At 70.4% G+C, this 21858-nt stretch carries 17 protein-coding genes; 2 read left to right on the top strand and 15 right to left on the bottom strand.

Going from position 1 to position 21858, the window contains the following annotated elements; translation table 11 throughout:
• Position 1 precedes the first annotated feature (1 nt).
• The 8 genes from OG205_RS02850 to OG205_RS02885 all read right to left on the bottom strand — a co-directional run bounded on the left by OG205_RS02850 (position 2) and on the right by OG205_RS02885 (position 12831).
• On the bottom strand, positions 2 to 1528 hold the full coding sequence (locus OG205_RS02850) for a YcaO-like family protein (RefSeq protein ID WP_330274651.1): 1527 nt from the start codon (positions 1526 to 1528) through the stop codon (positions 2 to 4).
• The gene (locus OG205_RS02855) at positions 1525 to 3108 is read right to left on the bottom strand and encodes a hypothetical protein (RefSeq protein ID WP_330274652.1); all 1584 of its coding nucleotides are present in this window, start codon (positions 3106 to 3108) and stop codon (positions 1525 to 1527) included. The genes OG205_RS02850 and OG205_RS02855 overlap by 4 nt, the downstream gene beginning before the upstream one ends.
• Positions 3105 to 4184 carry a hypothetical protein gene (locus tag OG205_RS02860; RefSeq protein WP_330274653.1) on the bottom strand — a complete coding sequence of 360 codons (1080 nt, stop codon included), beginning with the start codon at positions 4182 to 4184 and terminating at the stop codon, positions 3105 to 3107. The genes OG205_RS02855 and OG205_RS02860 overlap by 4 nt, the downstream gene beginning before the upstream one ends.
• A complete protein-coding gene (locus OG205_RS02865) occupies positions 4181 to 6598 on the bottom strand; it encodes a lantibiotic dehydratase (protein WP_330274654.1) in 2418 nt (805 codons plus the stop codon). The genes OG205_RS02860 and OG205_RS02865 overlap by 4 nt, the downstream gene beginning before the upstream one ends.
• On the bottom strand, positions 6595 to 6768 hold the full coding sequence (locus tag OG205_RS02870; RefSeq protein WP_094030699.1) for a thiazolylpeptide-type bacteriocin: 174 nt from the start codon (positions 6766 to 6768) through the stop codon (positions 6595 to 6597). The genes OG205_RS02865 and OG205_RS02870 overlap by 4 nt, the downstream gene beginning before the upstream one ends.
• Before the next feature lie 106 nt (positions 6769 to 6874).
• Entirely contained in the window at positions 6875 to 9559 is a 2685-nt protein-coding gene (locus OG205_RS02875; protein ID WP_330274655.1) for an AfsR/SARP family transcriptional regulator, read from the bottom strand.
• A gap of 311 nt (positions 9560 to 9870) precedes the next feature.
• Complete coding sequence (locus OG205_RS02880; protein ID WP_330274656.1) at positions 9871 to 10494, bottom strand: TetR/AcrR family transcriptional regulator; 624 nt, start codon at positions 10492 to 10494, stop codon at positions 9871 to 9873.
• Positions 10495 to 10503: 9 nt separating this feature from the next.
• Positions 10504 to 12831, bottom strand: a complete 2328-nt coding sequence (locus tag OG205_RS02885) for a glycoside hydrolase family 3 protein (RefSeq protein WP_330274657.1) — start codon at positions 12829 to 12831, stop codon at positions 10504 to 10506.
• A gap of 142 nt (positions 12832 to 12973) precedes the next feature.
• Between OG205_RS02885 and OG205_RS02890 the strand changes: the two genes are divergently transcribed.
• Positions 12974 to 13675, top strand: a complete 702-nt coding sequence (locus OG205_RS02890; RefSeq protein WP_330274658.1) for an AfsR/SARP family transcriptional regulator — start codon at positions 12974 to 12976, stop codon at positions 13673 to 13675.
• A 165-nt stretch (positions 13676 to 13840) separates the two neighbouring features.
• Here the strand turns inward: OG205_RS02890 and OG205_RS02895 are convergent, their stop codons facing one another.
• From OG205_RS02895 to OG205_RS02920, 6 genes are all read right to left on the bottom strand, one after another.
• Positions 13841 to 16048, bottom strand: a complete 2208-nt coding sequence (locus OG205_RS02895) for a hypothetical protein (RefSeq protein ID WP_330274659.1) — start codon at positions 16046 to 16048, stop codon at positions 13841 to 13843.
• 150 nt (positions 16049 to 16198) lie between these two features.
• The gene (locus OG205_RS02900) at positions 16199 to 16573 is read right to left on the bottom strand and encodes a hypothetical protein (RefSeq protein WP_330274660.1); all 375 of its coding nucleotides are present in this window, start codon (positions 16571 to 16573) and stop codon (positions 16199 to 16201) included.
• 10 nt (positions 16574 to 16583) lie between these two features.
• On the bottom strand, positions 16584 to 17150 hold the full coding sequence (locus OG205_RS02905; protein WP_330274661.1) for a hypothetical protein: 567 nt from the start codon (positions 17148 to 17150) through the stop codon (positions 16584 to 16586).
• The gene (locus OG205_RS02910; protein ID WP_330274662.1) at positions 17137 to 18738 is read right to left on the bottom strand and encodes a vWA domain-containing protein; all 1602 of its coding nucleotides are present in this window, start codon (positions 18736 to 18738) and stop codon (positions 17137 to 17139) included. The genes OG205_RS02905 and OG205_RS02910 overlap by 14 nt, the downstream gene beginning before the upstream one ends.
• Positions 18735 to 19877: a toxic anion resistance protein gene (locus OG205_RS02915; protein ID WP_330274663.1), complete on the bottom strand. Its 1143-nt coding sequence runs from the start codon at positions 19875 to 19877 to the stop codon at positions 18735 to 18737. The genes OG205_RS02910 and OG205_RS02915 overlap by 4 nt, the downstream gene beginning before the upstream one ends.
• A gap of 1 nt (position 19878) precedes the next feature.
• Entirely contained in the window at positions 19879 to 20952 is a 1074-nt protein-coding gene (locus OG205_RS02920; RefSeq protein WP_330274664.1) for a hypothetical protein, read from the bottom strand.
• A 170-nt stretch (positions 20953 to 21122) separates the two neighbouring features.
• Between OG205_RS02920 and OG205_RS02925 the strand changes: the two genes are divergently transcribed.
• On the top strand, positions 21123 to 21455 hold the full coding sequence (locus OG205_RS02925; RefSeq protein WP_330274665.1) for a YciI family protein: 333 nt from the start codon (positions 21123 to 21125) through the stop codon (positions 21453 to 21455).
• On the opposite strand, the gene OG205_RS02930 is transcribed toward OG205_RS02925, so the two are convergent.
• A complete protein-coding gene (locus OG205_RS02930; RefSeq protein WP_330274666.1) occupies positions 21441 to 21824 on the bottom strand; it encodes a VOC family protein in 384 nt (127 codons plus the stop codon). The genes OG205_RS02925 and OG205_RS02930 overlap by 15 nt on opposite strands.
• Positions 21825 to 21858: the final 34 nt, after the last annotated feature.

A 21858-nucleotide genomic window follows, 5' to 3' on the forward strand; every position in this document is an offset into this window, starting at 1 on the left:
TTCAGGGAAACGGGTGGGGATGGCCCGCCTGGAGGTCGAGCCGGGGAAGACCGTGCGTCCGGCGGTGCAGGTGGCCGAACGTCATGGGCAGCGATCCCGGCACGACGACCTTGGCGGAGTGCAGCCCGAGGGCGTTCGCCGTGTGCGGGTCGGACTGGTCGACCGCGATCAGCTCCAGGCCTTTGGTCTTCAGGTCTTCCGTGTAGCGGTCGAGCAGCTCTTTGAGATCTGTGTGCTGCGGTTGGTCGTGCAGGGCTTGTGGCGGTTCGTCGCTGACCAGGGACGCGTATCGGTCTTTCGCTTCCGGCAGGGTGTTGACCGCGACGTGGTCGTCCATGCTTCTGACCTGCGTCGGGTCGTGGAGAAGCTGCAGGAGGCGTTCTCTTTTGTAGGCCTCGGGGTTCTCTCGCGCGCGGTCGGCGAACGCCTCGACGTCCACGGCGACCTCGACCGCCGCCGACCGCATGGCCTTGGTGGGGTCCGGGCTGGCTCCGGCAGCGAAGAACGCCTGGGGCAGGCCTTTTCTGGTGGTTCTGGCCAGGGTCAGCACGGCCGGGATGCCCAGGTCGTTGGTGGCGTTGAGGAACAGGAGCTCGTAGCCGAGTTCTTCGAGCCGGTCGGTGAGGTGGTGCAGCAGTGGGTCTGGTGGGAGCTTGATCCTGGTCAGCGGCGTTTGGGCGTACCAGGCCATCAGGAACGCGTCGCGTTCGGCCACCTCGAACAGGCCGTGCAGCACTGCCTCGGTCAGGCTGTTGCCCAGTCCGCAGCCGTTGGACGTCTCGTGGACGAACCGCTGTTCCTGCGGCGTGTGCGCGGCCCAGTACGCGACCTGTTCCGGCACCTGGATCGGCTTGCGCCGGGTGTACGACCAGCCTTGTGTCCAGCGGAACCTCAGGTCCGGGTGGTAGGTGTTGCCGAAGTCGTTGAGGCCCAGGGTTTCCGGGTCGAGTGCCTGGTCCGCTCCCAGCTCGGCGAACGAGGCTTCGAGGGCGCTCGGGACGCGGGGGCGCATGCCGTTGAGTCGTTCGATCGCCTCGAAGATCGCGACCCGTTCGGCCTCTTCGAACGACGTCGTGCGGCCGTAGCCCGCGGTGTGGGAGTCGAGTTCGGCGGTGACCGTGGCCAGCGGCAGGTCTCCGGTGCGGAACAGCGCGGTGACCGGTCCGTGCCTGAAGTCGACCACGGCGTCTTTCAGTCCGTCCACTGTGGTCTTGTCGTTCGGGGTGCGGAGTTCACCTCGGGGGGTTGCGGTTTCGTCGGCTGTGCCGGGTTCCGGAGCGCAGCAGGTGCCGGGTGCGATCCGGTGAGTGGACACCAGTCCGAGGTCGGTGCGGATCGCGATCACGGTGTCGTGTTCCCGGCCTTGGAGTGCGGTGACCAGGGGCTGGAACGCCGGTGCGATCAGGCCTCTCAGCTGGAGGTCCTGGCGTGGGGCTCGGGCGGTTGCCCGCCGTGCGTTCTCGGCGCAGTCGACGCAGATGTCCGCGGTCGGGCCGATGAGCACCAGGCCGCCGTCCACGCGGGTCATCGGTAGGCCTTCAGACCGGCGGCGCTGAGTTCCGGGTCGAGCCGGAGCGGGACGACCCGGACACCCGGCAACCTCGCGATCGCCTGCTGGAGCCGTTCTTCACGGTCTCGCACGTCAGCGGGCCAATGCCACTGCCTCGTGACCCAGTCGGGGTTGTCGGCGGACTTGCAGGGGGCCGCGCCGTTGAGGTGGGCGGTGCCGGTGCGGCCTGCCTGGGCGTGGCCGGTGGCGGCGAGAGCGGCGAAAGCCACCGCGTCCGCGGCCGTCGCCTCGACGGCCCACGCGAGGATCTGCCGGCCGTTGCCGATCTCTGCCTTGTACGCGCCCGGTGCTAGACGCTCGACCCGGACGACCGCCGGGACGCCGAACCTCGCGGTCAGCGCCTTCCACCAGCGGTGCGCGGTCGGATCGCTGGTCCACTCGTGTGCGTCGGCCGGCTCGCCCCGGTGGTGGCGCGCGGCCCGGCGCAGTGCCGCGCCACGGGCATGGGACTCGTCGATGCCGATCACGCCGTCGGTCTTGAGGGCGTTGAGGGCGGCGTTGAGGCGGGCGGCGTCGGCTGTGGTGCCGATGCCGAGGGCGTCGCCTGAGGTGGCGAGGTTCGCCGGGACCTGGGGGAGGGAGCCGAACACCGGGGTGTCGACCGGGCCCAGCTCGGTGTCCGTCAGGGCTTCGAGGGCTCGCCACGGGTCTGGTGCCGGCGGTCCCTGCAGGAGCGGGTGGTAGGTGGCGCTGAGTGGGTTCGCGTGGGCCACCAGGGCCATCGGGTAGGTGTCGGCGAACTCGGCGGCTGGGTCGGGCAGACCCGCGATGGCGCAGACGAGGCGGTGGACGGCGGCGGATCCGATGAGGGTGGCCAGGATCTCGGATGGTTCGCCGGTGACGCCCAGCCTTGCGGCGGTGCGCATAGTTACTTCAGTGTTGAGTGAAATAAGGCTTTCAGTGGTGGGCAGAACAAAACCGACCTCGGTTCCGCAACCCGCCGCGACGATGAGGTCGCCCGCGGACACGACGAGATCCCGGCCGGCGGACTGGACTGCCGCGCTGCTCCCGTGAAGAAGCCAGGAAGCCGGTGGGCTCGCGTTCGGCAGCGGGTTGAGCGGCTCGTGTCCGCTGGAACGAGTGGCCGCTCCTGACCGCTGAACCGCCAGCCCCACCGCCTCCGCCGCCTGAACAGCCGCGCGCTCCAGCGGCCCGCGTCCGGACACGACCACCGTGGCCACCCGAAGCCGCCTCCAGGCCTCCACCGGTTCCGCGGCCGCGGACTCCAGCCAGGTCGCCACTTCGGGAGCGGGCGCGTCGGCACCCCACTCCGGCATCTCGACCAGCATGTCGTGCTCCCACAACTGGTCCAGGATCAGCGAGACCGCCGCCCGCACGTCCGGAGCGGCATCGGACGGCACCTCCAGCGAGGCACGCGGGATTCCCGCCTCCAACTGCGGGGCGAGGCGTTGCCACACCTTCCACAGGCCGGTTCCGCCGGACAGGGTGCAACTGGACGCCCAGCCGCGCAGGTGCAGGCCGTCGGCGGTCGGGGTGGCGGTGACGACTGGGCGCAGCCGCACGAGCACGCGCGTCACCCCACCTTCGGCAGGGCGGCGAACTGTTCGGCCCAGGTGGTGCCGAGGACCTTCTGTGCGGCGTTGGCCAGGAGGTGGGCGGCGGCGTAGCGCTCCATCGGGGTGACGTCGCAGATCGCCAGGAGTTGGTAGAGGACGTTGGTGCCCAGGCGGTAGACGGTCATCGAGCGGGCGATCGCCGGGTCGGAGAGGTCCACGGTCCACATGGCGGTGTGGTAGTCGGTGAACTTCGTTCGCTCGCCGTAGTTGTAGCGGCGGATGGCGTCCTGGTCGCCCACCTCGTAGGCGCGTTCGCCGTGGCGTGGGTTGGGGTCCGAGGTGAGCAGGCCCGCGTCGTAGCGTTCCTGGGCGGTCAGGCGCAGGGCGATGGTCCAGGTCTGCCAGGCCGCTTCGAGGTGGGTGGTGGGGTGGCCCAGTGCTACCTGTTCGACCAGAGTGCAGGCGGCGGAAGCGTTTGCGATCCAGACCGAGTCCAGTTTGGACCGGACTGTGCCGTCGGGGTCGCTGGCGAGTAGGAAGTCTTCTACGTGCGAGAGGAACGAGTGGTAGCCGTACTGCAGGCCGGCCGGGTAGCGGCTCGCGTGGACGGCCATCGCGGTCAACGCGAGTGTCGGGCGTGACACGGACAGCGAGTGGCGCAACGCGGGCAGACCCAGGCGGAGGCCTTCCGCACGCAGCGAAACGTGTGCTGGGGGAAGGAAAGCGCGGGCACGGGAGTCGTCGGTCGGCTCGATGCGCACGGAGTTGTTGGGGTGGAAGGGGGTGAACGGCGGCAGCAGCAGCTCGGCGACGGCCGCGGACTCGGCGTGAGCGAGCTGCTCGGACTCGGAAAACTCCACTGTGGAGGGATGAGCGGCCAGGTAGGAGCGCAGCAGGGCCGCCACCAGCAACGCCGCTGTCGGTGCGGACGGGCCGGTCAGCACGACGCGCACGTGCGGGCCGTGCAGCCAGTGGCGTTCGACGTGGCCCACGACGTCGGCGAACGTGGATTCGGCCGCCGCCAGGGCGGGTAGGACGCCGTCGCGCAGCAGTGGGGCCTTGATCGGGTCGTGGTAGTAGCAGACGACGTCTGTCATCCGGCCCTCCGAAAGGTCTCCGCCACCACTTCGAGCACCTGGCCGGACGGGACCGGGAGCGCCTCGGTGAGCCGGACGTGGTCGCCGTAGCGGGACGTCAGGCGCGGCAGGCAGCGCAGGTGCAGTGCGTTGGTGAGGTCGGCGTACTGCGGTTTCGGGCCGTTCACGCGGGCCTCGAAGTCCTCGCGGGACGTGATGACGCCGCCCATGCCCGCGAACAGTTCCGCGGGCATGCCGTAGCGGGCGCGCAACGCGGTCGCGCCGGTAACCGACGAGAACGGCTCCGTCAAAGAAGAAGCCGGGAAGTCCCAGTAACGGCGGCCGAGCACGACGTCGCGGTAGCGCAGCCGATCGGCGACGCGCACGTCACCGGCCAACGACACCGGCTGCAACGGGGAGAGGTCGGCCGCGCCGCAGGTGAGGTCGGAGTACAGGGCGGCGACGCGGTCGGGCAGCGAGATCGGCATGAGGTAGCCGAGGTACAGCACGTCCAGCACCGCGCCGTTGTCGCGGCGGCGCAGACGCAGTTCGTCGTTCTGCTGGTCGTGGAAGACTTCCAGCGCGTCCGGGGTGTAGTCGGCCCAGCGCGGGTCCTCGCCGATCTCCGCGCGGCCGAGCAGCGGGTGCAGGTTCGGGTTGAAGCCCTGCACCGGTCGGTACTCCACGAAACCGCGCGGGAACACACCGTCCAAAGTGGCCCGGACCGTCGCGTACGCCTCGGGTGGCAGCAGGTCGAGGAACCGGCCGGGGAACCGGCCGAAGCCATCGTAGACGTGGTTCACCACCAGGCCGTCCGGCGACGGCTGGGCGAAGAACGAGTACGAGGTCGGCCTGGTCTTCATCCACGCGGGCAGCAGGTCCGCGGCGGCCGTGACGACCTCGTCGGTGATCACGCCGTCCCGCACCAGGTCGGCGACCTGGGCCCGGCTCGCACCGAGACCACCGGTCGGCACGCCGGACATGGCCTCGTGCATCAACGGCGCGCAGGCGGCGAGGCGAGCGGAGCCGCCGTGACCGAACTCCGAGACGAACAGGTCGCGTGAGTGCCGCCGGATCGCGAGGTGCCGGTCGAACAGCATCAGCAACGGGGTGAGACCGGCCAGCGATCGCACGCCGTCGTACCCGTGCTTGCGGCCAAGACGAACGGGCAACGGCAGAATGACGTCCTCGCTCAACGGCGTCACGTCGCCCAGGTCCGTGCCGACGACCGAGCCCAGTTCTTCCCACGACGCGAACAGCGCGGCCAGTGCGGCAGGCCGTTCAGAAGCGCTGGTGTCGGCGAACGCCAGGGTGTCCCGGTAGATCGAGATCACCCGGTCGGCGAGCTCGGGCCTGCCGGTGTCGCGCAGCCACGAGGCCAGCGCGGGACAGGCCTCGGGGTCCTGCGGGTCGGCGGGCAGCACCGGCACGAGGAGCTTGGTGTCGAGCAGCAGCGCGACGTAGTGCTGCGCGCGGTCGGACTCGCCGTCGGGCAGCCGGGTCGCGAGGGCGCTGGCGAGCTCGGCGGGGCTGATGCCCTTGGGGTTGGCGCCGGTGAGGCCGACCAGGAACTGCAGCGGCGGGCTGGACGCCAGTTCGACGTCCTCCTCGATGCCGACGTTGGCGCGCAACGGTCCGCGGGCGGGAACGTCGCGGCGGAACTTCACCTGGCCGCCGTCGGCGTGCACGTCGGGCGCGAGGCGGTGGGGGTGGTCGAAGAGGTGGGCGCGATCAGCCAGCAGGGCGGCGATCAGCCGGGTCAGCAGCACCTGGTTGACCCGCGTGACGGCGACCGGTGTGCCGAAGTCCGGCGCGGGGGCGTCGGGGGACCAGGTGGCCCAGCCGACCGCCGCGTACCAGGACAGGGGACTGGTCTTCGACGTCGCGCGCAGGGCGTAGCGCAGCACGGTGGGTTCGGCCTTGCGGGAACGCTTGTCCCCGGCGCCGGCGCGGGCCAGTCCCTGCCAGAGGTCGCGGCCGCTGAAGACGGCGGCCTTCCGCAGGGACTCGGTGCCGCACAACGACGCGAGCACCTCGCGTTCCGCGGCGAGCGCGTCCGGCAGCAGCCGCTCGATCTCCGCGGTCACTTCGGCGCGTTGATCCATGGCCGACAACCACTCGCCCAGCTGCGGAAACCGCGAGACCAGCCCATCGGCCTCCGAGCGAAGCGAAGGCCGGGGCAACCGTCCGTTGTGGACGTCGCGGCGCAACGGCAGCACGACTGTGCGGTGGTAGGAGTCGGAGTGCGTGCCGGCGCTGTCGTGCAGCAGGTCCGACACGGGGCCGGCCAGTGACAGCAGCGAGGCTTCGAGCGCCGCCAACGTCTCCACCGCCCGCCGGAACGGCGCTGCCGTCGCAGCGCCGTCCGGGTGCGGCAGGGCCGCCAGGCGCACGAGTGCGTATGGCGCTGTTTCTCCCTGCACGCGATCGCTCATGCGTTCTGGACGGGAGGCTGGGTGCAGCTGCTGCACGACGAGCTGCCGCACGAGCACGACGAGGCACCCCCGGAGGCACCGGACTCCGGCAACGCGACCGAGTCGCGCAGGGAGGTGACCGCGAGGTCGCCGAGCTCCAGGTCGTCAGGGTCGAAAGAGAGATCCTTCATGCCGTGTCCTCACGTCTTCAGTTGTTGTTGAACTCGCCCAGGGGCTGTTCAGCCAGGCTGAAGAAACGCGATACGGCACGGATCGCGCTTTGCTTGATCGCACGCGCTACAAGCGGCCGCGGACCTCGTCGGCCTTGGGCTCGCCCAGCTCCTCGAACAACGTCACGGACTCCAGCCAGCACTTCTCCGCGCCACGGCGGTCGCCGAGCCCGTCCAGCGCCAGCCCGAGGTTGTCCAGCGACTCGGCCTGCCCGTAGAGGTCGCCGATCGCCCGGAACGTCTCCAGGGCCCGGTCGACGTACGACACGGCCTCGGGGAAGTCGAGCAGCCCCCGGTACACCTCGCCGATGTTGTTGAGCAGGATCGCCTCGCTGTACGGATCCTTGATCTCCTTGCGGATCTCCAACGCCCGCAGGTACCGCGCCAGCGCGACGTCGAACCGGCCCGCGTCGGCGTGCAGCAGCGCGATGTTGTTCAGCGTCACGGCCTCCGAGTGCAGGTTGCCCAGCTCACGCGCGATCTCGGCGGACTGCTCGTAGCACGCCAGCGCGTCCTCGGGCCGGCCCGTCACCATGTAGACGATGCCGAGGTTGTTGAGAGCCGGTTCCTGACGGGCCTTGTCGCCGGTCGCACGGAAGATCGCTATCGCCTGCCGGTTGCAGTCGATGGACTCCTCGTGCCGCCGGACCTCGCGCAGCGCGATGCCCAGCGTGATCAGCATCCTGCCCTCGGCGCTGCGGTCACCGACCGAACGTGCGGCGGCCAGCGCGACGCTGTGCGTGTCGAGCCAGTCCGCCCAGTGCTTGCGCAGGTTGAAGAAGTCCCACAGGCATTGAGCCAGGCTCCAGCAGTGCTCCGGCAGCTCGTGACCGGCGGCGTCCCGCACCGCCGCGACCAGGTTCGCGCGTTCGGTGTCGCACCACAGCAGAGCGGTGTCGCGGTCGGCGAACGAACGTGCGTGCACGACCGGGTCCGCGGGGCTGATGTCCAGCTTGCGCTGCGGGTTGAGCTGCTGCGCGCTCTGCCACGACGTGTGGACGTACCAGTCGAGCACGCGGCGCCGCGCCAATGCGCGGGCGGGCGGTGGTTCGGCGGCGGTGACCTGCTCGACGGCGTACGTGCGCAGCAGGTCGTGCAGGCTGTAGCGGCCTGGGGTGTGTTGCTGCAACAGGTGTTCGTCGAGCAACGTCTCCAGCAGATCGGCCGCCTCGTGCGGGGTCAGCCCGGCGAGTGCGGCGGCCGAGTCGGCGGAGAAGTCCTCTCCTGGGTGGAGTCCGAGGAGTCGAAACAGGCGCCTCTGGTTGTCCGGCAGCGCCTGGTACGAGAGGTCGAACACGCCCCGGACACCGAGACCGCCTCCCCGTTCGAGCTGGTCCACCAGGTCCCGCATCGTCCACTGTGGACGACGAGCGAGTCGCTTGGCTGCCAGTGCGACGGCGATCGGCAGATGGCCGCACAGCTCCGCGATCCGTTCCGCGGCCTCGCGATCGGCCTGCACGCGGTCCTCGCCGGCGATCCTGGAGAGCAGCGCGAGCGCCTCACCGGGCGTGAAGAGGTCGAGGAACAGCGACTGCACGCCGTCCAGCCGCAGGAGTGTGCGGCGGCTGGTGATCAGCACCATGCAGGTGGAGCTGCCCGGCAGCAACGGCCGCACCTGGTCCTCACCGGCGGCGTTGTCGAGCAGCACCAACGCGCGCTTGCCCGTCAGCCGGTCGCGGTAGAGCGCGGCCCGTTCCTCCAGCGACGCCGGGATCTGCCCGCCGGGCACGCCGAGCAGCCGCAGGAAGCTCTCCAGTACGGCGGACGGGTCCGCGGGCAGCTCGTCGGCGTCGAAGCCGTGCAAGTCGGCCCACAGTTGCACATCCGGGAAACGCTGAACGAGCCGATGGGCCGCACGGACGGCCAGCTTCGTCTTGCCGACCCCTGCCATGCCCTCGATCGCGGAGATCACGACGGTGGTCTGCGGTCCCGGCTCGCACAGCCGCCGCAGCTCGGACTCCCTGCCGGTGAACTCGGCGATGTCCATCGGCAGCTGGCGATGCGCGTTCAAAGCCGCGGGCGAGGGCACCCGGCTTTCGAGGATCACCTGCTGCAACTGGCGCAACCGCGCGCCCGGCTCGACGCCGATCTGCTCGACCATGTGTTTGCGGGCCGTCGCGAAGGCCTCCAGCGCCTCGCTGCGACGGCCCGAGCGATCCAGCGCCAGCATCAGCTGCGCCCAGAGCTCCTCGCGCAACGGGTGCAGCGCGGTCTCCCGCCGCAGCCGGTCGATCACGTCGTCGAACCGGCCGAGTTCCAGCGAGGTCCTGGCGAACCGCTCGACCGCGGTGAGACGGCGTTCCTGGATCCGGGTGAACTCGGCGCGCAGCAACGGTCCCGCGTTGAGCTCGGCGGTCGGGATGCCGTGCCACCGGGCCAGCGCCTGACCGAAGAGGCCCGCGGCCGCCTCCGTGTCGTTGTCCGCCAGGGCGGTCTCGCCCTCGCGGACGAGCTGGTCGAACGCGTCGAGGTCCAGCTCGCCGGGTTCGACCACGAGCTGGTAGCCGTGGCCGGGATGCGTGATCAGCCGGTCACCGAGGACCTTGCGCAACCCGGCGACGTACGTGCGCAGGTTCGACTCGGGCGACACCGGCGGCGAATCCCAGACCGCCTCCGTCAGCTGTGCGACGCTGACCGCCTCGTTCGCGTGCAGCAACAGCATGGTGAGCACCGCGCGCTGCCGGGGTCCGCCCAGCTCCAGCACTGTGCCGGTCCGCCGTACCGCCAGCGAACCGAGCAGCAGGAACTCCACGGGTATATCGCTCCTCGATGATCCAGGCGTTGGGGTGCACAGCCATCCTCGCGCACTTCCTGACGGTCTGTGCACGGCCTGGGCGAAATCTGTGCACGCCCCCTGTCATCTTTGTGTCCAGAACCGGTACCTGCGCCGCCGGGCCCGAGAAACTCCCGGGAGTGGGGGTCGGCGCAGTTATCGGATCTGGTTCCCCCAGAACCCGGCCGGCGTGTGAAAGTCACCGCGCACGTCGGCCACCTCTTCGCAAGACCGGTGGCCCGGACGGGTCCCCCAGACTGAACCGGGCCACCACCTTGCGAACGGGGGTCTCAGCGAGCCCAGCGGGCGCGCAGAGTTCCTGCGAACGCCTCGAATTCGGCCGTCATCGACACTTCGTCCGGTTGGAGCAGCCACTGCTGCTGCAATCCGTCGATCACCGCGATGGTCGTCCGCACGATCGAACCGACCGGCGCGTCCGCCGCGATCTCGCCGCGTTCCTGGCCTGAACGCACGGCGGCGGCCAGCCATCGCTGCAATCCGCTGTAGTGCTCCCGCACCCACGTGTGCGCGGGATGGGCGGGTTCGGTCGCCTCGGCGGCCAGTCGCACGAACAGGCCGACCAGGTGCGGCCGCGTCGAGTTGCGCGCCACGAGGGCGGCCAGTGCGTCGAACGCGGCCCAGCCCAGCGGCGGACCCGCGCTTCCGGCGAGGAATTCGCCGTCCTGCCAGTCGCGTTCCTCCAGCACGGCCGTCAGCAGCGCCGCCTTGCTCGGGAAGTGGTGCAGCAGACCGGACTGCGACAGCCCCGTCCTCGCCGCCACGGCCGCCACCGAGGTTCCCTTGAAACCGGTCAGCGCGAACAGTTCGGTCGCCACGGCCACGGCTTTGGCCCTGGACTCCTCACCGGAGACGTCCACCCGCGACTTGGCCCGGTATCGGGGCGGAACCGACACGGCGTCACCTCACTCCTGATCAGCGGGCAGGGTAACGCGGACGTCGCCGAGCCCGCGGGCGATCAGCACCTCACCGCCGCCGATCGGCTGCCAGCCGTCCGCCCACACCCGTTGCACGCGCGGGGAGCACGGCACCTCGACCTGCACTTTCTGCCCTGCCTCGACGTCCGCGACCGCCCAGCCGATGAGCCGGACGGGTTCGCCGGCCGGCCGCAGGTAGACCTGAACGACCTCGCGCCCTGGCCGTTCGCCGGTGTTGGTGAGTTCCACCGAGACCGAGGTGAGCGTGCCGTCCACAGTGGACCGGGAGGCGGCGCCGTACTCCCAGGTCGTGTAGCCGAGTCCGTGGCCGAACCAGAACAACGGATCGTTCGCGCCGCGGTAGCCGATCGCGGTTCCTTCTGAGTACACCAGTTCGCCGTTGGACGGAATCAGCGGCAACGCGCCGGAGTCGGCGCGCGGGAACGTCGTGACCAGGCGCCCGGCCGGTTCGATGTGGCCGAGCAACGCGGCCGCCACGGCGTCACCGGCTTCCTGACCGGGCAGGCCGGCCCACAGCACGGCGTCGACCTGCGCGAGCCACGGCATGAGCACCGGCGTGGCGGCGTTCACCACGACCACCGTGCGCTGCGCGGCCGCAGCCACCGCCGCGACCAGTGCGTCCTGCTCGCCGGGCAACGCGAGCGTGGTCTTGTCGAAGCCCTCGGTCTCCTGCTCCTCGGTGAGGCCGACGACCACGACCGCCACCCCGGCCTCACGCGCGGCCCGCACCGCGGCACCGATCGCGTCGGCGGGAGCGCGGGGGACCGGCTGGGTGATCAGGCCGACCAGCGCGCTGGCCTCGCGGACACGGGCCGTGATCCGGTCGCCGGGCGACAGCAGGACCTCGGCCGTCCAGTGCGGCGGCTTCAGCAGCGCCTCCTCGACGATGCCGTTGGCCCAGGCCAGAAGCGTGGCGTACCGGCGTCCGGCGACGTCCAGCGTCCAGTCGCCGAACCCGCGCACGCCGATCAGCATCCGCGTCGGCTCGTCCAGGACGACCTCGCCGGACACCTCGATCGACGCCGCGCCCTGCGCCCATCCGCCGTACGCCGCGAGCTCGGCGATCTCCATCTCGCGGGATGCCAGCACTTCGCCATCAGCGTCGTACGTCGTGGCGCGAATGTCCTTGAGCACCCCGGGACTGGGGGCGGCGTACCGGAGCCGGACCTCCACACCGTCCACAACGGACACCGCTGAGCCGAGCTGCGAGGTCAGGCCGTCCGCGATGCTGATGACGTGCGGTGGCCGCACCCCGGCCGAACCGCCGCCCTGCGCGACGGTGTCGATCGCGTGCCGCCCGATCAGCGCGACGCTGGAGTCCTGCAACGGCAGCACGCCGGAGTTCTTCAGCACGGTCATGCCACCCGCCGCGAACCTCCGCAGCTGCTCGCGGCGCACCTCGCTGTCGGGCGCGGGCAGGTCCTGCGGCCAGGAACGTTGCTCACCCAACGCTCCGGTGCGCGACGCGAGAAGCAGCAACCGGCCCAGGTGGTCGTCGATGGTCGACTCGGCGACCTCGCCGGCCTTCACGGCCGCGACCAGCTTGTCCTCCCACGGGCCGCCGGGACCGGGCATGGCCAGGTCGAGGCCGCCGTTCGCGCTGGCGGCCGTGGACTTCGTGGCGAACCAGTCGGACATGAGCAGGCCGTCGAAACCCCACTCGCCCTTCAGCACGCCCTCGACCAGTTCGGTGTGCTCGGTCGCGGGGACGCCGTTGACCAGGTTGTAGGCCGCCATGATCGCCCACGGCGCGGAGTCCTCGACGACGATCTCGAACGGCAGCAGGTAGATCTCGCGCAACGTCTTCTCGTCCAGCACCATGCTCGCCGTGCGCCGCTCGGTCTCGGACTCGTTCGCCACGTAGTGCTTCGGCGTCGCCGCGATGCCCTTGTCCTGCAACCCCCGCACGTACGCGGCCGCGATCACGCCCGTGAGCAGCGGATCTTCGCTGTAGGCCTCGAACAGCCGGCCGCCGAACGCCGTGCGGTGCAGGTTGATCGTCGGGCCGAGCACGACGTGGACCTGTTGTGCCGCAGCCTCGTCCGCGAGCACCTCGCCGACCTCGCGGGCCAGCACCGGATCCCAGTGCTGGGCGAGCAACGTGGCGTTCGGCAGCACGCAGGCGATCGTGCCGCCGCGCAGTTCGGCGCCGCGGACACCGGTCGGGCCGTCGGACACCTTCAGCGACGCCAGCCCGATCTCCGGCTCCGGGTGCAGCGCGAACAGCGCGGAGCCGGTGAGCAGCCGGACCTTCTGCGGCAGGTCGAGCCGGGCAATCGCTTCGTCGATGTCCATGCGTCCGAGCAGACCAGAACTACCGACCGAGTGGTCGGTCGGTAGACCGTGCTGTTATCGCTCGGTTATCCGGCCGTGATGTGACGCCGCGCGGCACACCCGTGGCACGCCTCTACCTGTGTCCAAGGGGAGGGGAATGGTGATGAAGATCGAGGTGCGGCTGCTCGGGCCGCTCGAGGTGCGCGGACCGAACGGGCCGGTGCACTTCACCGGGGCACGGCGGCGGGCCGTGTTCGCGTTGCTGGCGTTGCGCACCGGCCGGTTGGTGTCGAGGTCGGCGCTGGTCGACGGCCTGTGGGGCGAGGAAGTGCCGCCCACGGGGACCAAGACGCTGCAGGGGCACATCGCGAAGGTCCGAAGAGCGCTGGAGCTGGCCGGCGCGGACGGCGTGGTGCTGACGCGCGAACCCGGCTACCTGCTCGACGTCACGCAGGTCGTGGTCGACGTCGAGGAGTTCGACGAGCACCTGCGGTGCGGCAGGTACGCGGAGGCGCTGGCGTTGCACCGCGGTGATCCGCTGGCGGACTGCCCGGTCGAGGGCTGGGCGGGTGCGGAGATCGTGCGGCTGCGGGAGGCGCTGGCGTTCGCGGAGGAGAACCAGGCGGCGGCGCTGTGCCTGGACGGCCGGTACGCCGAGGCGATCACCCAGCTCGAACGGCTCGTCGCGCTCTACCCGCTGCGGGAGTCGTTGTGGGAGCTGCTGATGGAGGCCCAGCACCGGGCGGGCCGCGCCGGTGACGCGCTGAGGACCTACCGGCGGGTGCGGGCGCTGCTCGTCGAGGAGTTCGGCATGGAACCGGGCTCGGCGTTGCGGCGCAGGGAGGCCGCGGTTCTGGCGGGGTAGGGGCTCCGCGGCTCGTGTCGGGGGTGCGAGCCGCGGAGCTGGATCGTGGCTCGCCCTGGGGGGCGCGAGCCACGATCCGGTTCTCCCCCCGAAGAACCTGTTCTCCCCTTGCCCCGAAGTCTGCGGGCCCTCGGTGGCCAACCGGTTGCCGCGCGGTGGTCAAGATCAGCCGGGCTGGTACGAACAGTGATAGCCCGTGGTCACGGCCTTGCGCAGCGCGTCCGCCGTCGGCTGCTCGGTCGCCGCGATCGTGTCGATGGCGCGGCGGATCGCCTTGCGCACAGCGGTTCTGGCGCGTTCGGCCGGGCCCGCGAAGTTCCGGCCACGACCACCCATGCCGGTCTCGCGTTCGAGGTGGCTGAGCAACGCCTCCAGTTCGGCCTCGGCGCGCGGCGTCGGGTTGTCGTCGAGCTGTGCGCGAAGGTCGCGGATGCGGGTGAGATACGCGGCGCGGGCCACGGGATCGAGCAGCGGCTGGTTGCCGCTGTCCTGTCCGCCGACGAGTTCCAGCGCGGCGATCTCGACGCCCGGATCGGCCACGAGCCGCGCGAGGTAGCGCATGCCGACGAGGTCCTCGACGCGGGTTTCCCTGCCGTGGTGGGAGACGATCCACCACGCGTTCTCCCTGCGGATCACGATCCGGCCGGACAGGCCGTCGCGGGCCTGCGCCCACATCGCGGCCCGCGCGGTCATGCCGATCGCGTTGGCGTCGCTGATGGCGACGTCGAACAACGCCCTGCCCCGCTCGCCGCCGACGGTCTGGGCCAGCGTGGCGCGCGCGTAGGCGGTCATCGGCAGGTTGCCGAGCCTGATGTTGGTGGTGACCGCGCGTTCCAGGTGCCCGGTGGCGAGCGCGGGCTCGCCGAACGTCGTGGCGGCGATGCCCAGCAGCAGTTCGGTCGAGCCGAAGCAGACGATCGCCGTCGCCGGCACGACGGGCAGCGGCGCGAACGGTTCGAGCAGCCGGTAGGCCTCGCGGGCGATGTCCGCCTCGCCCAGCGCCGCGGCCACGTGCACCACGCAGAACAGGCACGTGATCCAGGTGCTGGACAACGGAACCGCCGTGAGTCCGTTGATCGTCAGCCGGTGCAACGCCGACCGCGCGCGATCCCGTTGGCCTGCTTCGAGTGCCAGCAACGCGAGCGCGGCCTCGAAGCTGAACTCGAGGTCCGGCAGCGTGGGGGAGTGCGTGACCTGCTCGGCCAGGTCGACGAGTTCGCCGCCGCGGCCCTGCAACCAGCGGATCGCGAACAGGTGCGTGCTGTGGAACGTCTCCGCGTCCACGTCGCCCGCTTCGAGCCCGAGTCGCAGGCAGGCCAGGGACTTCTGCTCGGCCTCGGCGAACCGCCCTGCACGGATCGTGCGCATGACGTCGATCGCGGCGTGGAAGAACAGCAGCCCCGGATAGCCGGACGCCCGGCGTGCCAGCTCGACCTGTGACCGTTCCGCGTGCGGGTCGCCCAGGCAGAACAGGTCCATCGTGCGGCGGCACAGACCGCTGAGCGCCAACAGGTCCAGCCCCGCCGCCGATGCCACGGAGATCAGCTCGTCGGCCAGCGCCAACCGGAAGGCGGTGTGCTCCGGCGACCACAACGCGTGATGTGCCAACGACAAGGCCTCGGCCAGGGTCAGTTGGTCACCGGTGTTCCTGGCCTGCTCCAACGCCTCCAGCACGCACTTGGTCTCTCGCCGGTCGTAGGCCTGTTCGGCCGCGAGCCTCGTGACCAGCCGGGTGCGCAGTGGTTCGGGCGGCTGTGCGGCGACGGCCTCGCGCAGCCGGGCGAGCGCCAGCGCGCGGTCGGCCCGGCCGCGGAACTTGTTGACCCACATGCCCGGCAGCCCCAGCGCCGCCTCGGGATCACCGTCGCGGGCGGCCTGGTCGAGCAGGTCGCGCGCCTCGGTGATCCGGCCCCTGGCCAGCACGGCGTGAGCCCGTTCGACGAGCCGGACCGCGTCGTCCAGCGCGGTGGTGCCGGTGGAGGTCACGACGATGACCACGGGCAACTGGTGGACGGTCCCGGCCACCAGTCGCGTCAGCTGGAACGCCTCCTCGCCCGCCACGTCGACGTCGTCCATCAGGATCAACGCGGGGGTGCGCTGGAGGACGTCGACGACCTTCTGCGCGCAGACCTCGGGTTCGGCGTCCAGCGCCGCCGCGTCGCCACCCAGACCGGCGAGGACCGCGTGCCACGGCCAGTACGCGGGAGCGTCCGCGCGGCAGGTCGTCCAGACGACCGCGAGCCCCTGCGCCTGAGCCTGCTCCACGGCCTGGACCAGGTACTGCGTCCGTTCGGCGCCCGGCGGCCGGTTGACCGCGACGAGCTGCCCAGAGCCCCGTTTGGCCCGTTCGAACGCCGACTCCGGCACCAGCACCGCTTCACCCTCGAATGCACTTCTTCAGCCAGGACTGGGGCAACCTAGCGGAGGGCGGCGACCGGCACGTACGCGGTCAACACGCATTTAGAGGTGCGTTGATGCGAACAGCGGATCGGTGTAGTCCGTGAGCGGGCATGATCCGCCGGTTCACGCTGGCTGATGAGGGAACATCGCGTACGACAGGTCGTCGGTGAGGGGCGTGGAGAGGTGACCTTCGCCTTCGGTGTCCTCAAAGGACAGAAGTGCGCCCGCGCCGAACTCGCGCCGCTCGCCGTCCGACACCGTGACGGCGGCTCGTCCGGTCAGCACGATCAGCCACTGCTTGCGTGGGGCGACGTGCGGTTCCCACTCCGGTGTGCCGTCGGACGGTTGTTCGACGACCAGCATCGAGGCCGCGGGAAACGGTCCGGAGACGAGCAGCGGTGGCACGCCCTCGACCGTGACCGTTGGTGTGCCTTGTACCTCGACGTCCTCGAAGGCCGATTTGCCGTTCTCGTCCGCGAAAATCCGCACGTACCGCATGATCCCGAGGCTACCCGCGATCTTCGAGGTAGCGGGTGTGGTCGGCCTGCCGTTGCGCGTCGGCCGCGTGGAACCGTTCCGCGGTCCGGACGGCGTCAGCGTGCAGCAGATCCAGCTGCCGCACCAGTTCCGCGCCCGAGCCACGTGCGGCGGCGTACCACCACGGCAGGTTCAGGTAGGTCTGCACGGACAGCGGCAGGTCGGTGCCGACGAGCCGGGTGACGGCGTGCAGCGCGTCCGGGTCGGCGCGCAGCTCACGCGGGCGGTCCAGCATGCCGCGCAGGACCTCGGCGATCTCCGCGAACCTCGGCGCGACCTCGTCCGGCACCCGGAATCCCCGGACCCGCTCGACCAGCGCGTCCAGTTCGGACCGCAGCGCGCCGGCCTCCTCCACAGGGTCGGTCACCAGCGTGACGCGCTCTGGCGGCGCGACCAGTGCTCCCACGCCGTACAGGCCGATCACGACCAGGACCCAGTAGGAGCCGGCCAGTCCGGCGAAGTGCAGGCCGAGGCCGATCAGCCCGCCCGTGCAGCCGGCGAGGTTCTTCCAGGAGCCGAGATACCTACTGATAGCCACGGATCTCCTTGAAGGCGGACGACAGCGAGCGGCTGCGGGCGTCGAACACCTTGCCGCCACTCATCTTCGCCACCTGTTCCATTTCGGCCGTGGCGCTTTCGCCGAACAGCACCGGGAAGATCGGGATGCCCTTGAGGTTCTGCGGCAAACCTTGGTGGAACAGCTGGAAGTCGGTGACGTCCTCGCTGCCGGTGTTCTCGCCGTCGGTCATCAGCACGATCGACGTGAAGCGGTCGGGATCGGCGTCGATCTGCTGGCGCAACACGTCGTAACCGCCGCGCAGGCTGCTGTAGATCGCCGTGCCGCCGGCCGCGTCGAGCGACGTGGCGGTGTTCCGGATCTGGTCGAGGACCGGGCGCGGATCGTCCTGCGGCACCTCGTACTTCAACGCGGGCCGCGCGCTGCTGCTGAACGGCAGCAACGTCACCTGCTCGCGGCCGTGGAACCGGCTGAACTTGCCCGCGAGCGACTCGTCGGCCCCGGTCAGCCCGACCAGCGCCTGACGCAGGCCGTCGATGCGGTCGCCCTGCATCGACCCGGACGTGTCGAGCACGTAGAGCGTGCGCGACGGGCGGCGCAGCTGGTCGAAGTACGTGGTGACCAGGCCGTCCACAGCGGACTGGCTGCCGGGGAACGGCAGCTCGACCAGGTCCCGCACGGTGAACTTCGCGTCCGGCTGCACCTGCGGCACTGCCGGTCGGCGGTGGGTGGTGTCCATGATCTTGCGCTGAACGTCCGCGCCGCGCAGGTAATCGGAGAGCTTCCGGTGTGCCTCACGGGCTTCCGACGACGCCGACGTGAGCAGCGTGAGCGGGTAGTCCGCCGTCACCACGCCGTCGCTCGGGTAGACCAGCGTCAACGGGTCGGGTGACGACAGCAGCACGGACTCGTAGTTGATCAGACCGTCCACTTCGGCCCCGGGATCCTCACCCCTGGCCCTGCGCTGGTAAGCCTCGGACAGCCAGCCGGAGGAGCCCGCCGACAGCGTCTGGGCCGAGAAGAACTGCTTGAGCTGCGGCGCCACGGCGTCGATCTTCGCCGCGTCCAGCGCGGAGCCCGACCCTGACAGCGCCGCCGCGACGCCCACCAGTGCGGAGAACCCGGAGTTGGACGCGGACGGATCGGTCATGCCGTAGGTGAACTTCCGCGCCCCGGCCGCCGCGGCGATCTCCGCCCAGCCGACGCGCCTGCCGTCCCAGCCCAGTTCCGCGACCTTCGCGGCGGGCAGGCCCAGCACCACGGGCGAGGACATCACCTTGGTCGGCGTGCCGAGCCGCTTCTGGGCCTCGGGCACGAGTTCCAGGTAGCGGTTGGAGGAGAACCAGACGGCGTCGAAGCCCTGTTCGGCGGAGCCGCTCGCGACCTTCTCGGCGCCCTCGATGGTGCCGGTGAAGCTGAACTTGACGCTGATGCCGGTGGCTTTGACGGCTTCGTCGAGGATCGGCTGGAGGTCGGCCAGTTCGCTGCCCGCGAGGACGCGGAGAGTGCCGGGGGTGGCGTCGCCGACAGGTTTGGACGGGTCGGCTTCGTTGGAACATCCCGCCAGCAGCGCTACTACGGCGACCGCGGGGATGAGGCGGCGGATCATGCGGACTCCTCGGCGCCGCGCACGCGGCTCAGGTGGTCGTGGGCGCGCCGGATCTCGGTGTCCAGCGCGGAGACCGTGCTGGACATGGAGTCGGCCGCGCGGGCCTTGAAGGTGTCGATCGCGTCGATCGCCGCGTAGATCTGGTCGAACGAGGTCCGCACCGCCTCGATGCCGACGGCCGGAGTCGACGCGATGCGCTGGATCTCCTCGCCCTGCAACGACATCAGCGTCGCGTTCGAGCGCAGGATCGAGTCGGTGAGGCCGCGCACGGCGTCGACCTGGTCGATCACCTCGCGCTGCCCGGCCAGTGCCGCCGCCACCGCCACGCCGATCCGCAACGCCGCGACGGTCGTGCTGACCGCCCGTTCGATGCCCTTGACCAGCTCGTCGTTGTTGCGGCGCACCACGTCCAGTGCCATGTACCCCTGCGCGCACACGGCCAACTGGGTCAGCAGGTCCTGACGCCGTTGCCGCAGCCCGAACAGCACGTCGGCACGCAACGCCTGGGCGCGGCCGGGTTCGGCCAGGTCGAGGATCGCGATCTGGCGTTCGACGGCCTCGTCCATCTCGGCGGCGAGAGCGGCGTCCTGGGACAGCTTGGTCATCAGGTCCCACAACCGCTGCCGCTCGCCCTTGATCGCGGCGTTGTCGCGCTTCAGCGCGTCCTGGCCGGACCGCAGCTTCAGCACGATGCGGTTGAGCGGCTCGTCGGCCGCGCGCAGCCGTGCCAGCAGACCGCGGGCAGAGTTGCCACCGGGGATGAACCCGAGGATCTTGCGGCCGGTCAGCTTGCTCAGGTCCTGCGGGTCGAGCTCACGAACGGACCTGCGCAACTCGGTCAGGCTCGTCGAGACCTGGGCGCCGTGCGGTGACGAGACGGACGCGAGCGTGCGGTCGAGCAGGCGGCCCGCGATCTGCGCGGCCAGCCGCATCTCGGCCTCGCCGAGGACCAGTGCCTCGTCGGCGATCCGGCTGAAGTCCGGTGACTGCGGGTCGACAGCACCCAAAGCCGAGATGAAGGCCTCGGCGCGTGACGACATCTCGACCTTGGCCTCGTCGCCGACGGGGATGAGCCCTGCCGCGCGGCCGACCGGCACGGGTTCGACGGGATCCGGTGGCGTCAGCACGAAATCGGCCACGTCAGTACTGCTTCGCGATCGCTTCGAGCATCCGCTCCAGGGTCTCGTGGGCGGGCGGTTCGACCACGTCCACGATCGTCTGCGGCACGCTCAGGTCCTTCTCCTTGACGATGTCGTTGAAGTGCCGGGGATCGGCGGTGCGGAAGCCGAACGTCGCGGCGAGCCTGCCCAGTTCGGCGTCGCTCTGCAGCAACTGCCCGACGCGGTCACCGGCCTCGCGCAACGGCACGAGCGTGTGCTTCGACAGCACGGTCGGCGCCGGGTAGAGCAGTTTCATGTCCGGCCGGATCGAGGAGTCGCCCCGCACCACCCTGTCCACGAACTGCGCCTCGTACGCCAGCACCAGCGGCGTCTTGCCCATCCCCGCGGACAGGTAGTCCTCGAACGGCCCCTCGCTGCTGCTCTGCGTGTATCCCTGGTCCAGGAACAGCTTCGACACCGCCGGCACGACCTTGGCCTCGGCGTCCTGCGACGACACCACCCCGCCGTTGGCGACGAACGACGTGATCGCCAGGTACATCGCCGCCGAGTTCGAGTCGCGCGGATCGGTCGTGGTGACGAGCAGGTTCTTGCGCGCGGGATAGGAGGTGTTGCCCGGCAACTGGTCCCAGCGCGTGCCCCTGGCCGCGAGTTCCAGGTAGGCCTGCACGTCGAACGTCTGGTAGCCCGGCCCGGACTTCACCACGCCGGCCTTCGTCAGCAGGTCGACGATCGGGTCGAACGTGGCGACCACCATCGGCGACGAGAACGGCGCGTACGTCCGCGCGGCCTTGCGATCGCGCTGGATCTTCTCAGCGGCAGGCGCCGAAGACGGAAAGGCGAAGTCGTACGAGTTCAGGTCTGTGGCCGTCGCGATCTGCCGCGACCCGGCGGGATCCACCTCGACCTTGAGCCCGTGCTTCGCGAACACGTCCTTGACCCGCTGGTCGGCGAAGAAGGCGAGCTTCTCCGAGCCGATCACGCCGCGCACGGTCTGGAGCCGGGCCGGTTCGCCGCCGCCCTGTCCCAGGACGATGGCTGTTACGACACCCACGAGCAGCACGACCGCAAGACCGATGCCGAGCGTTCTCTTCACTGTCCACCTCTACGAAAAGCCCTGTCAGAGAACAGATCTTTCGTCACTTCGACGCCGTGGCGGGGTGGGTGGTCGCAACCATGAGGTGAACAGTCGATGAACGCACCGATGAGTTTCGGGAGGTTCGGAAGTCGGTATGGCTGAAGAGTCCGAATCGAGGAGGTTCCGCGATGAAGTTCGTGACGATCGGCTACGGAGAGCGTGCGGACTATGACCGAACGGCATCGGCCGTGCGCGATGAGGCGCACGCCCACGACGACCGGTTGAGGGCCGCCGGAGTCGAGATGGGGATCGCCGGAGCACCGATCCAGGTCCGCAACCCCGACAAGGCCGGCACGACCGTCGAGGACGGCCCGTTCCTCAGGTCCGACCTGCCGATCGCGGGTTTCGCGATCATCGAGGCGGAGTCCGTGGACGAGGCCGTGCGGATGGTGGCCGGGACCCCGTGCGCGGTGGCGCACGGAGTCGTCGAGGTGTGGCCGCTGCAATCAGCCCAGGGGTGACCGGTCGCCCACGGACCACTTGTGGCCGAACGGGTCAGTGAAGCCGCCCTGCCGGTGCGTGCCCCAAGGCGCTTCGTGACTCACGACAGCGGAACCAGCGGCTCCCACGGCCACAGCCTGGGCGACGACGCCGTCGGGGTCGTCGGTGAACAGCTCGATCCGCACGCTGGTGACGCCGCCGGGACTGGACTCCGCGGGGTTGTCCGGGTTGACCGCGTGGACGAAGAACGGCGCGCCACCGATCTCCAGACCGGCGACGCCGCCGAGGTTCCACAGCTCCGTGGCGCCCAACGCGGCCTTGTACCAGGCAACGGCCGCGTCGGCGTCCGGAACGATCAGCATCACCGAGATCACCGGAGGTGTCGACATGCCGCCCAGCCTGCAGGATCCGCTCACGGATCGC

The organism is Lentzea sp. NBC_00516 (assembly GCF_036346835.1).
Classification (GTDB): domain Bacteria; phylum Actinomycetota; class Actinomycetes; order Mycobacteriales; family Pseudonocardiaceae; genus Lentzea; species Lentzea sokolovensis.

Excerpts from the sequence above, each read along its gene's own strand:
- OG205_RS02850 (WP_330274651.1), bottom strand. The coding sequence starts at position 1,528 with ATGACCCGCGTGGACGGCGGCCTGGTGCTCATCGGCCCGACCGCGGAC.
- OG205_RS02860 (WP_330274653.1), bottom strand. The coding sequence starts at position 4,184 with ATGACAGACGTCGTCTGCTACTACCACGACCCGATCAAGGCCCCACTG.
- OG205_RS02865 (WP_330274654.1), bottom strand. The coding sequence starts at position 6,598 with ATGAGCGATCGCGTGCAGGGAGAAACAGCGCCATACGCACTCGTGCGC.
- OG205_RS02870 (WP_094030699.1), bottom strand. The coding sequence starts at position 6,768 with ATGAAGGATCTCTCTTTCGACCCTGACGACCTGGAGCTCGGCGACCTC.
- OG205_RS02885 (WP_330274657.1), bottom strand. The coding sequence starts at position 12,831 with ATGGACATCGACGAAGCGATTGCCCGGCTCGACCTGCCGCAGAAGGTC.
- OG205_RS02890 (WP_330274658.1), top strand. The coding sequence starts at position 12,974 with ATGAAGATCGAGGTGCGGCTGCTCGGGCCGCTCGAGGTGCGCGGACCG.
- OG205_RS02900 (WP_330274660.1), bottom strand. The coding sequence starts at position 16,573 with ATGCGGTACGTGCGGATTTTCGCGGACGAGAACGGCAAATCGGCCTTC.
- OG205_RS02910 (WP_330274662.1), bottom strand. The coding sequence starts at position 18,738 with ATGATCCGCCGCCTCATCCCCGCGGTCGCCGTAGTAGCGCTGCTGGCG.
- OG205_RS02925 (WP_330274665.1), top strand. The coding sequence starts at position 21,123 with ATGAAGTTCGTGACGATCGGCTACGGAGAGCGTGCGGACTATGACCGA.
- OG205_RS02930 (WP_330274666.1), bottom strand. The coding sequence starts at position 21,824 with ATGTCGACACCTCCGGTGATCTCGGTGATGCTGATCGTTCCGGACGCC.